Annotated in this window: 11 protein-coding genes; 7 read left to right on the top strand and 4 right to left on the bottom strand. The window is 51.0% G+C overall.

All coding sequences use genetic code 11. From position 1 onward, the window contains the following. Positions 1-113: 113 nt before the first annotated feature. The 3 genes from SYK_RS07660 to SYK_RS07650 all read right to left on the bottom strand — a co-directional run bounded on the left by SYK_RS07660 (position 114) and on the right by SYK_RS07650 (position 3,316). On the bottom strand, positions 114-1,493 hold the full coding sequence (locus tag SYK_RS07660; RefSeq protein ID WP_281762997.1) for a sigma-54 interaction domain-containing protein: 1,380 nt from the start codon (positions 1,491-1,493) through the stop codon (positions 114-116). A 29-nt stretch (positions 1,494-1,522) separates the two neighbouring features. Continuing rightward, positions 1,523-1,819, bottom strand: coding sequence for a hypothetical protein (locus SYK_RS07655; protein ID WP_281762996.1), 297 nt, complete (start codon positions 1,817-1,819; stop codon positions 1,523-1,525). Between the two features lie 174 nt (positions 1,820-1,993). Continuing rightward, complete coding sequence (locus SYK_RS07650; RefSeq protein ID WP_281762995.1) at positions 1,994-3,316, bottom strand: APC family permease; 1,323 nt, start codon at positions 3,314-3,316, stop codon at positions 1,994-1,996. Between the two features lie 547 nt (positions 3,317-3,863). Between SYK_RS07650 and SYK_RS07645 the strand changes: the two genes are divergently transcribed. From SYK_RS07645 to SYK_RS07615, 7 genes are read left to right on the top strand one after another with little or no spacing between them, the layout of a single operon-like run. After that, positions 3,864-4,448 (top strand): TetR/AcrR family transcriptional regulator, encoded by a 585-nt coding sequence (locus tag SYK_RS07645; protein ID WP_281762994.1) that lies wholly within the window; start codon positions 3,864-3,866, stop codon positions 4,446-4,448. A 15-nt stretch (positions 4,449-4,463) separates the two neighbouring features. Then, positions 4,464-6,590 carry a SulP family inorganic anion transporter gene (locus SYK_RS07640; RefSeq protein ID WP_281762993.1) on the top strand — a complete coding sequence of 709 codons (2,127 nt, stop codon included), beginning with the start codon at positions 4,464-4,466 and terminating at the stop codon, positions 6,588-6,590. Positions 6,591-6,615: 25 nt separating this feature from the next. Beyond that, positions 6,616-7,833, top strand: coding sequence for a response regulator (locus SYK_RS07635; RefSeq protein ID WP_281762992.1), 1,218 nt, complete (start codon positions 6,616-6,618; stop codon positions 7,831-7,833). Positions 7,834-7,851: 18 nt separating this feature from the next. Next, positions 7,852-9,576, top strand: coding sequence for a sensor histidine kinase (locus tag SYK_RS07630; RefSeq protein WP_281762991.1), 1,725 nt, complete (start codon positions 7,852-7,854; stop codon positions 9,574-9,576). Positions 9,577-9,581: 5 nt separating this feature from the next. Beyond that, positions 9,582-9,932 carry a response regulator gene (locus SYK_RS07625; RefSeq protein ID WP_281762990.1) on the top strand — a complete coding sequence of 117 codons (351 nt, stop codon included), beginning with the start codon at positions 9,582-9,584 and terminating at the stop codon, positions 9,930-9,932. 17 nt (positions 9,933-9,949) lie between these two features. Continuing rightward, positions 9,950-10,597, top strand: a complete 648-nt coding sequence (locus tag SYK_RS07620) for a sensor histidine kinase (RefSeq protein ID WP_281762989.1) — start codon at positions 9,950-9,952, stop codon at positions 10,595-10,597. Positions 10,598-10,627: 30 nt separating this feature from the next. Beyond that, positions 10,628-11,056, top strand: a complete 429-nt coding sequence (locus SYK_RS07615; protein WP_281762988.1) for a response regulator — start codon at positions 10,628-10,630, stop codon at positions 11,054-11,056. 117 nt (positions 11,057-11,173) lie between these two features. Here SYK_RS07615 and SYK_RS07610 read toward each other — a convergent pair whose 3' ends face one another. Then, on the bottom strand, positions 11,174-12,499 hold the full coding sequence (locus SYK_RS07610; RefSeq protein ID WP_281762987.1) for a Na+/H+ antiporter NhaC family protein: 1,326 nt from the start codon (positions 12,497-12,499) through the stop codon (positions 11,174-11,176). Positions 12,500-12,783 lie beyond the last annotated feature (284 nt).

Raw genomic sequence — 12,783 nt, 5'->3', positions numbered from 1 at the left:
GAACTCTTAACGCGTTGTTTTAAATGATGAATGAGAGAGAGTCGGAAGGGTTCGCAGTGTTGAAGAGTCTCGTTTGAGAGACTCTGTAAACAAATAGAGTCGCGGATATGCAACTACTTTTTGGGAGAAGACGTAGAACGTCCGTCGTGACGGGGGAGGTCAATACCGAGTTGGTTAATCTTGCGAAACAGTGTGCTTTTGTGGATGCCAAGTTCCTTGGCTGCAGCCAGTCGATTGCCGTGGTTGCGTATGACGGCGTCCCGAATAAGTTGAGTTTCTACTGTCTGAACAGCGGCTTCTAGACCTGTGGTCATGGGAATTTGTGTGCTTCCAGAACGAAGGAATTCATCGGGAAGATGTCCCGGTTCAATCAATCCTTCGTGGCAAACAATAAAGGCTCGTTCTATGGTGTTGCGGAGTTCTCGCACATTGCCGGGCCAGTCGTGGACCATGAGAAGGGAAAGAGTCTCAGAAGCGAGACCCTCCACTTGCTTGTTCTGAAGCGCGTTGAAATGTTGGATAAAATCCATGACCAATAAAGGAATATCTTCTTTTCGCTGGCGTAGAGGGGGGAGGTCTACGCGGGCAACATTGATGCGGTAGAAGAAATCTTCGCGAAAATCGCCGTGTTTGACTAACTCTGTGAGGTCGCTGTTCGTGGCCGCAATGATACGCACGTCCGAATGTTCTGGGGTGATGCTGCCCAAAGGATCAAATGTTTTTTCTTGTAAAACGCGGAGTAGCCTCACCTGCATGGCTGGACTGATGGTGCCTATTTCATCAAGGAAGAGGATGCCTCCTGCTGCTGTTGAAAATCGTCCCGGCTTGTCACGGCGTGCGCCAGTGAAGGCTCCTGCCTTGTAGCCGAATAATTCGGATTCAAGTAGAGTCTCAGGCAGCGCACCGCAATTCAAGGCCACGAATGGGGCGTCGCACCTGTCACTTAATGCGTGGATGGTTCGTGCGATCAATTCTTTGCCGGTTCCGGTTTCACCGAGGATAAGCACTGTGCTCGGACTGGCTGCAATAGGATCGAGTGAAGAAAAAACTCGTTGCATGAGAGGGCTGCGACTGACCAGATCGCCGACGCGAAAGCGGCCTTCGAGTTCGTCTCGCAATGCTTCAACTTCGCTGAGATCTCGGAATGTTTCGGCTCCGCCGATGACAGTGCCGTCTGTGTCCCGCAAAACCGCTGTGGACAGACTGATGGGGATACGGTTTCCGTCGGCATCAATGATGTAGCCGGTACGTCCGATCAGAGGTTTGCCAGTGCGTTGTGTCTCTCGCAGACAACATTTATCGCCGCACATGGTCGAACGGAAGACTTCAGAACATCGTCTGCCAATGGCTTCTTCTCGGGGAATTCCCGTGATCTCTTCGGCGGCACGGTTGAATGAGAGAATCCGCCAAGATTGATCCACGGTGAACACGCCGTCCGAGATGCTTTCCAGGATCGCCTGGTATTGCGCGGAGGATGGGGCGGTGTGGCTCACGGGGAACTCCTTGTGGCTGGGAAATTCGATCAGGCCTCAGGTGTTTCGTTTTCCAGAGCTGCAAGGGCGGCCACGCAGATGGCCACGGCAGCTTCGGAATTTTCGGCCATGGCGTCCTGACCGTTCATGGTGAAGCTGGCCTGCCATGATGTGTCGCAGAGACTTTTTGCACAGAGGTCCTTCAGCCCAAAGGAATAGCCTTTTTCTTCAAGTGCATCTGCAACTCGTAGCGCCTCGTTGACGTTGTTTGCAGGGGCAGTCGGAATAGACTCGCCAAGCAGGGAGCGCAGTTTTGTTTCGATGTCTTTGATGGAAAGTTCGGGCATGATATATCCTGTATGAAAACATGAGTAATAGTTCATTTGTGAAGCGCGTTCTACTCAATCATCGAAAGACCATTGAGTCAACTCCCTATTGGAAGAAGTACAGCGTGGAAACAAGACAGGCCACTTCTCCAGAAGATTCCGGAAAAGCGGCCCGCTGTAATGGGTCGTATTTTGTTAACGTTTGTTCTTCATCAACGCAAAGCCGATGCCGAGAATGAGCAGGGAGAGAATCAGAAAGTGCATGAACATGTCTTTCTGGATTGCGCCCCAGATGATGTAGAGTGAACCACATCCTGCCAACAGAGGGCAGAGGAAACGGCTGAATGCTCCGAGGTCGGTGAATGTTTTCATCACCCAGATGTAAATGGAGATGTAGATTACGTACAGGAATGCGATGGGCAGTTCGGAGATATCCATGAACTGGCCCCACCATCCCATGAAGTTGCCGTACCAGACAATCAGCCACAGGCAGGAAAGGATGTATCCGATCAGGGCCGAAGTGGTGGTGCTGTTGGTTTGGGGATTGATACGCTTGAAGAAATCAGGTTTGGGTCCCATGTCGCGAGAGGCGATGGAAAACATGCCGCGTGCAGAGCCCATGATCAGGCCGTTGAGTGTCCCCAGGCAGGAGATGATGACGAATACGGTCAGGATGGTACCGCTCAATTTACTGAAAATCAGGGCGATGACTTCAACCGGAGCATCGTTGCCAGCAACCAGAACTTGATCGTTGGTCAGGACGCCGGAAATGCCGAGATAATAGAGCATGTATATGCAGACGACGGCGATGGTGCCGACAACCAGAGCACGTGGCAGGGTGGTCTTGGCGTCTTTGAGTTCGGCGTTGATGACTGTGGCGATGATCCAGCCTTCGTATGCGAAGGCTGTGGACAGGGTTGCCACGGCCAGTCCGCCGCCGCTGCCGGCAACAGTCTGTGCAGCGTTGGTGAAGTTGTCCAGAGTCATACCGCTAGATATTCCGGCAATGCCACCGACTGCGGCAACCAGAGCCAGAGGAATCAGCTTCACGACCGTAGATGTGACTTGCCATTTACCGGCCAGGACCGGCGAGAAATAGTTGAGCAGGAAGAAACCGGTCAGGTAGACGAAGGAGACGGGCCAGACAATGTTGTCCATACCCAGCAGAGCGCCTGTGTAGTTGGCTGAAACCCATGCGAGGACGGCCACCAGTGTTGGGTAATATATAAAGGTCATGAACCAGGCGACCAGATATCCGGCTTTTCTGCCGTAGGCCTGTTCAAAATAGTCGACCACGCCGTTGACTCGTTCGATGCGAGTAGCGATCTTGGAAAACACGTAAGCCGTGACAACCATGATTGAACCACCGATGAGCCATGCGAGCAGAGCGGTAGAAAGACTTCCGCCGGACGCCTTGAGAACATCGTCCGCTTTGAAGAAGACACCGGAGCCGATGACAATACCGACAACCATGGCGGTTGCAGTCCAAAAGCCATATTTTTTCTGTAAATTTTCCATATACTGTCACACTTTGTTTGATGTGTGTCGAAATGTGCTGTCGATTTGAATAATCGATGCAGGATACCACACGCACCCCCTTGTGGTGTGGCTTGAGAGCATCCTCCTTGAAGCGCATCAGGTAGACCCTCCAGTCACCCCGAGCGAATCACAGCGTCCTCTTTGCTCTTATAGGATGGGAATGTCCAGTGTTTTTTCGTTTTTGTCGAACTAACTCGCTAGTTTTTCAGGCAATTGTAAATAAAATGCAAATTGCACGGCTTATTATATAGTAATGAAGTATGAAAATGCCGCGGTAAGCTTTAAGAAAAGGTGCCATTCCAGACGCGAATGCGCGCAAATTTGTCTTTTTTTCGCATTTTTTTTCATATTTTTTTTGAGTCGGACGCAGAGCCTTCGAGACTTGTTCAATGATTTAAGGTTGATTAATACTAAAACTGAGCGCATACTCAGTTTTGGTGTTTTTTTTGACATTCTAGTCGATTGAAACGTATAAATCGAAAAACTGAGTGAACACTCGGTTTTCGGAAAAGGATGATTTGACAGCATGAAAAAGAAAGAAGCCATACTCAAAGTTGCTACGGTTCTATTCGCGAATAAGGGGTTTGCGGATACGTCGGTTCAGGAATTGGCCCGATTGACCGGAGTGGCTGAGGGAACAATCTTCTATCACTTCAAGAATAAAGAAGGCTTGCTGTTGGCCATCCTGGAAAAGACCAGGGACGAGATTGTTGATCAGTTCGAACGGTTCTTTGAGAACAGACCGTTTAATTCTGGTCTGGAGATGGCGGAGGAGGTCGTTTCTTTCTATCTGTACCTGGCCGGTTTGTTGGAAGATAAATTCTTGCTGTTGCACAGGCATTTTCTTTACAGGTTCTCCGAGTCAAACCCGGAGTTCAGGAAAAATCTGGAAGCTATTTATAATTGTCTGGTCGATATTTTCGAAAAGGCAATTGTGACAGGGCAGGAAGACAATTCCATCAATCAGGATATTCATCCCCGAAAATCGGCACTCATTTTGTTTACGATGGTGGATGGTCTGGTTCGATTCAAAAACTTCAACCTGTATGATGCGGGCGCATTGTTCAATGAACTGATGCTCACATGCCGCAGAATGTTACAGGCTCCATAGCAAGGAAGAGGCTGAATGCTTTCGAAAATACTCCCGTTCATTGACTGGTTCAAAGGGTACAACGTGGCGTCGCTCAGAGCGGATGCCATTTCGGGTCTGACGGTTGCCCTTGTACTCATTCCACAATCCATGGCGTACGCCCAGTTGGCAGGCATGCCCGCCTATTACGGCCTGTACGCATCATTTCTACCTCCGCTTGTCGCCGCGTTGTTTGGTTCCAGCCGTCAACTGGCAACCGGCCCGGTGGCAGTCGTTTCGCTCATGACCGCAGCATCTCTTGAACCGCTGGCAACAGCAGGTAGTGAGGGATACATCGCGTACGCAATTCTTCTTGCACTCATGGTCGGACTTTTTCAGTTCATGCTCGGCGTGCTCAAACTCGGTCTCGTGGTCAATTTTTTGTCTCACCCGGTCGTTAACGGCTTTACCAATGCTGCTGCCATTATCATCGCGTCTTCACAGCTTTCCAAGATGTTCGGCGTGTATGTGGATAAGGCGGAACATCATTATGAAACTATCATTCGCGTGGTTGAAGGAGCATTTCATTATACTCATTTACCAACGCTTGCCATGGGGGTGCTCGCTTTTGCCATTATGATTGTGCTGAAGCGTATCAACCCCAAGATTCCCAATGTCCTGGTGGCTGTCGTTGTGACCACAGCGTTGTCCTGGGGGCTGGGTTTCAACCATGACGCCACAGTTACCGTCGACACTATTCAGGCTCCTGAAGTTCGTGAATCCATCGTCAAGTTCAATACTGCCATTGCCGGTATCGATCAGTTGGGTGTTGAACGTACCGCGCTCAATGGTCGTATGGATGAAGCGAAGAGTGCCAAGGACGCTGTGGGCATTCTTGACGCCGAACATGATTTGAGCGTTATCAACGTGCAGATTTCCCGTTTGAAGTTGGAAGCGCATAATCAACGCGCTACGCTTCGGGCAACACTGTTTGACGGTGTAGAGGAAGCTGGCGGCAACATGGCTTTTTATACCCAGGGTACTATCCCGGCTAATATGGTCGTTGATGGTCGCACCTGGCGTTTGAAAGTTGGCAACACCAAGATTGATACTTCTAATATGAAAATGATGGGCGGCGGCGCAGTCGTCGGCACTGTGCCTTCCGGTATCCCGTCTATTTCGGCTCCTGCTCTGGACCTTAAGGTCATGTTGCATCTGCTTCCGTTCGCGGCCATCATTTCGCTGCTCGGATTCATGGAAGCCATTTCGATTGCCAAGGCCATGGCCGCCAAAACCGGTCAGCGTCTTGACCCCAACCAGGAACTTATCGGTCAGGGTCTCGCTAATATGCTCGGCGCATGTGGCAAATCCTACCCTGCATCCGGTTCATTCTCGCGATCAGCGGTTAACCTCCAGGCAGGCGCAGTCACTGGCATGTCAAGTGTCTTTACTTCGCTCATGGTCGTTATCGCATTGCTGTTCTTTACACCGTTGCTGTACCATTTGCCTCAAGCAGTGTTGGCCGCAGTTATTATGATGGCCGTTATTGGTCTCATCAACGCTTCCGGTTTTATTCATGCCTGGAAAGCCCAGTGGTATGATGGTGCCATTTCCATTCTGTCATTCCTGTGCACATTGGCCTTTGCGCCGCATCTGGACAAGGGCATCATGGTTGGTGTTGCTTTGTCTCTGGCCGTATTCCTGTACAAGTCCATGCGCCCCAGGGTCGCGAATCTGTCTCGTTCAGATGACGAGTCTCTTCGCGACGCCACGGCGTTCGGTCTCAAGGAATGTCAGCATATAGCCGTGGTCCGTTTTGACGGTCCGCTGTTCTTTGCCAATGCGAGTTTTCTGGAAGATCAGATCACTGATCGCATGATGGGCAATGACAAACTTAGGCATATCATCATCGTCGCCAATGGTATTAACGACATGGACGCTTCCGGTGAGGAAGCACTGTCCCTGATCGTGGACCGTGTCCGCGCCTCTGGGCTGGACATCTCTTTGTGTGGTGTCAACGAGGCGGTCATGGCCGTGCTCGAACGCACTCACTTGCTGGAAAAGATTGGCAAGGACCACGTCTACCCGACCATGGAAACCGCCATTTGTGCCACTCACGAGAGCGCGCATGCTGACGGTCAGGAAGACAACTGCCCGCTGACAACTGTTTGCCGTCTCGCATAAGTCCGAGACAAACAAGGAGTAGACAATGTCTGTTATAACTGTATTCAACGGCCTGTTCTCGGAAGCTGGTGTCGTGGTCAAACGCGTGGTGGACGCCACGGGATACCGCCTCGTCACCGACCAGGAAATTGTGGCCGAGGCCGCGAAACTCTCCGGCCTGTCCGAGGATAAAATGGCCCGAGCCTTTCAGGCAAAGGGTTCTGTTTTCAACGCATTCAGCCATGAAAAGGAACGGGCTGTTGCCTGGCTCCGGTTTGCCATGGCAAAGAAGCTGATGGATCAGGACAAGCTTCTGTTTTCCGGTTTCGCATCCCAGTTGTCGGCTCCCGAGATCGATCACATCCTCAAGGTGTGCCTCGTTTCCGAGATGAAAGAACGACTGGCTGTGGCCGAACGAACTGAAGGCTTTGCCGAGAAGCATGCCCTCAAGCTTATTCATAAGGACGACAGTGATCGTGCCGCCTGGGTTGAATCCCTGAAGGGCGTGAACGATCCTTGGTCCAAGGCTTTATATGATATAATTGTACCTGTGGGTACATCTGGTGTGGATCGTAGCGTGGACCTTATTGTTGAGCAGCTTGCCAATGAGGCTGTTCAGGTCACGGACGCTTCTCGTACCAAGGTTGCCGACTTCCTGCTGGCAGCCAAGGTAGGAACCGTGCTGGCTACCGAAGGGCATAATGTGCTCGTAGCCGCTAAGGACAAGAACGTTACTCTGACCATTAACAAGCATGTCCTGATGCTGGAACGCCTTGAGCGCGAACTGGCCGACATCGTGAGTGCTGTTGACGGTGTGGACAGCGTAGAGACCTTGGTCGGCAAAGGCTTTCATCAGACCGATATCTATCGTAAGATGGACTTTGACATCCCGTCCAAGGTGCTGTTGGTTGATGATGAACGTGAGTTTGTCCAGACTCTGTCCGAGCGTTTGATGATGCGCGACATGGGTTCCGCAGTCGTCTATGATGGTGAATCCGCCCTGAATCTGGTGCAGGAAGACGAACCTGAAGTCATGATTCTCGATCTCAAGATGCCTGGCATCGACGGTATCGAGGTTCTGCGCCGGGTCAAGTCTGACCATCCGAATATTCAGGTCATCATCCTGACTGGTCATGGCTCGGAAAAGGATCGTCAGATCTGTATGGAACTGGGTGCATTCGCTTATCTGCATAAACCCGTGGACATTGACATCTTGAGTGAAACGCTCAAGGCGGCTAACGAAAAAGTCCAGGGAATCAAGTAATCAAAACCGGGTGACGTTATGATATTCGCAAAAATCAGACCGCAATTCTGGGATATCGATCCCAGCAAGGGACCGGGCAAGAACCTGTTCAACTACCGTCGCATCTGGCGCTTTGCCGTTGCACTTCTGGCGGTTGTCGCTTTGGTTCCGTTGTTGGTCATGGCTTTTATTGATTATAGCGTCACCCGGAGTTCTCTTGAATCTGAAAACCTGTTGCGCACGGCACGAACTACATCCAATGCACGGCGAACTGTCGCTTATTTTCTTGAAGAGCGTACCAACGCGTTGGACTTTTTGGTCAAGCATCAAGGTATTTCCAGTTTGCGTGATTGTGAGAATCTCAAATCCGTCCTGGATTCGTTGAAAGCCAGTTTTGGTGGTTTCGTAGATATTGGTATTGTTGATCCCAAAGGTCGGCAGGTGGCTTATATCGGGCCGCATGATCTGCTTGGTATCGATTACAGTGGGCAGGAATGGTTTGATAGCACCATGGAGGGTGGAGCCTACATCAGTGGAGTTTTTCTCGGATTCCGAGACGAACCGCACCTGATCGTGGCGCGTAGGGTTCGTGACAAGAAGACCGGTAAAGATTTCGTGCTTCGAGCCACGTTGGATACTGGCAAGTTTAACGCCATTTTGTCTGCCATAGATCTGCCCGGTGGCGGGGATGCCATACTTGTTGATCGGGACGGAGTCATTCAGACCCCTTCCAGAGAACACGGAGAATTGTTTTCCAAGGTTGCCCTTGTTTTGCCTGCGTATTCCGAAAGGACCAGCGTGAACCAGATCAAGGCAAAGGACGGAACTGATTTGACTGTCGGGTATGCGTATGTACGCGGCACGCCGTTTATCATTCTTGTGGTCAAGGACACTGCTGGGCTGATGAAGCCTCTTGAGACCATACGTATGGAACTTGTGTGGATTCTGGCTGTCAGTATCTTTATCATCATGCTGGTTATCGTGGGTGTGGCGACCTACATGGTTAATAAAATTTATGTCGCGGACCAGACCCGCGCTCGGACGTTGCATCGTATGGAGCACACCAACCGTATGGCTTCCATTGGTCGGCTGGCTGCTGGTGTTGCTCATGAAATAAACAATCCACTGGCCATTATTAATGAGAAGGCTGGACTCATTAACGATCTCTTTGTTTTCAAGCAGGAATATGCCCACGACGAGCGGTTGCTGGCGAATATCAAGTCCATTCTCGGTTCGGTGGCACGTTGCGGCAAGATTACCAAACGACTTTTGAGCTTTGCCCGTCATATTGACGTGGAAATGGATTCCATCGAGTTCAAGGAGTTGGCGGAAGAGGTCATCGACTTTTTGCGCAAGGAAGCAGAGTATCGGTCCATATCCATTACCATGGATATCCCTGAAAACCTGCCGCCGTTCGTGTCTGACCGTGGCAAGCTGCAACAGATTTTTCTCAACCTGATCAATAACGCATTCCAGGCCATGAACGATGGCGGGCAACTCTCTATCTCTGCACGCAGGATTACTGAGAACCGGTTGGTTTTTTCTGTGGAAGATGACGGATGCGGTATCCCGGAAGCAGATATCAAACAGATTTTCGATCCGTTTTTTTCGACCAAGAAGAAGACTGGTGGCACAGGTCTCGGACTTTCCATTACCTATGGGCTTGTTCAGGAATTGGACGGCACCATGGCTGTGGAAAGTGAAGTTGGTCGAGGAACGGTGTTTACCATAACAATGCCCCTTCAGGGTTCAGATAAGGCGTAAATAACATGAAAGTACTGCTGGTTGACGATGAAGTGGAATTGGTTTCCGCCATGGCTGAAAGACTTGGATTTCGTGATGTAGACGCGGATTGGACCGATAATGGAGAGGAAGCCCTGAAAATGGCTGCCGCAACTGAATATGCCGTAGCAGTGCTCGATATGAAAATGCCCAAACTCAGTGGTTTGGAACTGATGAAACTCTTGGCCAAAGAACATCCGGGCATGAAGTATATTTTTCTTTCCGGCCATGGTTCGGAATCCGATTTCAAAGCTGGCTGCGCAGCCGGGTGTAATTATTTGATCAAGCCTATTCAGATTGAAGACCTGATGGCCAAAATTCAGGAAGCCGTCGGCTGACGCAGGGGGATTTGCTCATGACACAGACAATGAATACCCGTGAAGGGCTTAAATTTTTCGGACGCGTTAGCGCGTCCGTGTCGCACGAGATCAAGAACGTTTTTGCCGTCATCAATGAGGCAGCGGGCTTGATCGAGGACTTGACGCTTATGGCAGAACGCGGCATTCCTCTCCAGCCCGATCGGCTGAAGAGTGCCGCCAACTCTATCCAAGGCCAGATCAGGCGTGGCGACTCCATTATCAAGAATATGAACGCATTTGCGCATTCAACGGATGAGGATGTTCATGAAGTGAACCTTGTGGAGATTCTCGATTTGACCACTGCATTGGCAACTCGTCTTGCCGACATGCAGCAGATTCGGTTGACAATGGGTGACTGTGAACCGGTCTCCCTGTCTGCCAACCCCTTTGATCTGATGCAGGTGCTGCACTCCTCAATTGCAGCCGCTGTTGAAAATATGGACGCAGGCGACTCCCTGGTCGTGAGCGTGAAACCCGTCAATGGTGGAGCATCGTTCTCCCTTTCCGCTCCCGGAAAGGATGTACCACTGAAGAATGACGAATCGTTTTCATCCATGGCGCAGACCATGAACGTCGATGTTTCGACGGATGAAGATTTGCGGACCACCGAACTGTTCCTCAGGGCGCAGAACGGGGCCGAGTAATATTACATCATACCTTTCAGGAGAAATACAATGGCTGAAAAAGTACTGCTTATCGACGACGAAGTTGAATTTTTGGAAGCTCTGTCCGAGCGGATGGAATTGCGTGGCATGAACGTTACCACTGCTGAGACCGCTGGTAATGCTGTCACTGCATTGGATAATAACGAATACGATGCCATCGTGCTTGACTTGCAGATGCCTGACATGAACGGCATCGACATGCTCAAGGTCATCAAGAAAAGTCATCCTGAGATGCAGGTCATTCTGCTCACAGGACAGGCAACCCTTGAGGCTGGAATTCAGGCTATGAAACTCGGTGCCATGGACTTCATGGAGAAGCCCGCCGACATCGAGTCTTTGACCGAAAAGATTCGTAAGGCTCAGGCCAAGAAAATGGTCATCGTGGAAAAGAAAACCGCTGACAAGGTGAATGACATCCTGAAGTCCAAGGGCTGGTAGGTCGTTTGTAGACTTAAGCCTGATGCGGTTTCTGGCGCTTTATTGTCGTCAATCGTGTTAAAAAGGGCTGTCGTGCATATGCACGGCAGCCCTTTCTGATTGTGGTGTGTGGCCTGGTTACGCTTTTTTCTTGAGTGTAGGCCAGCCAGTGACGATAGCCACGATAGCTATTCCGGCAAGTACGAGGCAGTACCAGTTGCTCGTAACAACATCCACGGGGGATATTCCGGCGATGGAACCTGCGAGGAGAACTTGAGCCGCGTATGGGGTCACGCCCTGAACAATGCAGGAGAATATATCCAGAAGACTTGCGCTACGGCGTGGGTCAACGCCGGTATCTGTTGCGATTTCCTTGGCAAGTCGTCCGGTAAGGATGATGGCGACCGTGTTATTTGCCGTGCAGGCATCGGCCAGTGAGACCAGTGCTGCAATACCGAATTCACCGGATCTTCGTTTATTGCCGCGTCCAGCCTTGAGTGCGAGGGCGTTGACCTTTTCGAGCAACCATTGCAGGCCGCCGTTGTAACGGATGAGTTCTCCAAGACCGCCTACGAGCATGGACAGAACGAGGATTTCATGCATGCCGGTAAAACCCGCGAAGATATCTTTGGACAACGTAAGTAGGGAGTAATTCTGTACGGCATAGAGACCGACTACTCCGGCTAGTACAATTCCCGAGGCCAGAACGACAAAGACATTCACGCCCGCAATCGCCAATCCCAGAATGACCAAATAGGGCAGTACCCGGATGAATTCCCAATCGCCGACATGGGTGACGCCACCCGCCGAGCCGAATAGACCGAGCAGTATAAGTGTTGCCAATGCCGCTGGTAGGACAATGCGTACGTTCATCTTGAACTTATCGCTCATGGCGCATCCCTGAGTACGGGTGGCGGCGATGGTGGTGTCCGAGATCATGGAGAGGTTGTCGCCGAACATAGCACCGCCCACGATGGTCCCCATGAGGACAGCGCTGGAAATATCGGTCTGTTGCGCAACTCCGGCTGCAATGGGGGCAATGGCGGCAATTGTTCCCATGGATGTTCCCATGGCCGTGGCAACAAAAGCGGCGATGGCGAACAGCCCCGGAAGGACGAGTTCTGCCGGGATGAAGGTCAGGCCCAGATTGACGGTGGCATCCACGCCACCGATGGCCTTGGCGACTGAGGCGAATCCTCCTGCCAACAGGTAGATTATGCACATGGTGACGATGTTGATGTCACCGACACCTTTGAGAAAAATGTTGATCTTGCTGTCCAGCTTTCCTTTACCCATGGCAAGGGAGAGAGCTATGGCCGGAAGAATGGCCACAGCTGCGGACAGTTGATAAAAGGCCATACTCACACCCTGTGCGGATAAATACGATCCTGTTCCTATAAACAGAGCGAGAAAGAACAGGAGTGGGAGCAGTGCGCTTCCGCGCGGTGTTGATTGTTGATCCATTATTGTAATCCTTTCTGTTGTTCCGTGATTTTTGGTCAGCGGAGGTCAGTGGTTTATAGCCTATGGCACGAAAGTATACGGCATCCTGTGAAACCGAATGCAGTCCGCTTTATCGAGCAGGTGGAAGTGTCAGGCGTGGGGTGTCGGGGAATAATCAGGCAGTCGAGGTCGCGTTTACAGCAAGTTTTCTGCGGCGAAGCCGAAGCCTGTACGAGAAAATGAGTCTTGGAAGAAGCGAAAGAAATTTGTAGGCGCGGGTTGTATCCGAGCCATGTTCCGGGGTG

The organism is Pseudodesulfovibrio nedwellii (genome assembly GCF_027923765.1).
Lineage (GTDB): Bacteria > Desulfobacterota > Desulfovibrionia > Desulfovibrionales > Desulfovibrionaceae > Pseudodesulfovibrio > Pseudodesulfovibrio nedwellii.
The sequence above is the reverse complement of the archived record's forward strand: the minus strand, read 5'-3'. Positions and strand labels throughout refer to the sequence as shown.